We start from the raw sequence: 238 nt of genomic DNA, 5'->3' as shown, positions 1-238 counted from the left end.
GATAGAGGCTTTTCGTACCTCGGTACGCGACAAGGCTTGGGAGGAAGGGTATGCCGCAGGTTTAGCTGAAGGCCAGCGAGAAGGCTTACAACAAGGCACACAACAGGCTATTGAGCAGGCCAGTGAACAACAGCAACAAGCACTGGCCAGTGTGGAAAAGCTGGTGCAACAAGTGACGCTATCGTTCGATCTGCTTGAGGAGACCGTCAGCTATCGATTGGTGCAATTAGCGCTGGAA

At 52.9% G+C, this 238-nt stretch carries 1 pseudogene; it reads left to right on the top strand.

Annotation, left to right across the window (positions count from 1 at the left end):
• Positions 1–238: pseudogene (locus MKR94_RS16845) on the top strand (hypothetical protein); the annotation flags it as partial.

Origin of the sequence: Rosenbergiella metrosideri (assembly GCF_022602565.1) — a bacterium.
GTDB classification, from domain to species: domain Bacteria; phylum Pseudomonadota; class Gammaproteobacteria; order Enterobacterales; family Enterobacteriaceae; genus Rosenbergiella; species Rosenbergiella metrosideri.
The sequence above is the reverse complement of the archived record's forward strand: the minus strand, read 5'-3'. Positions and strand labels throughout refer to the sequence as shown.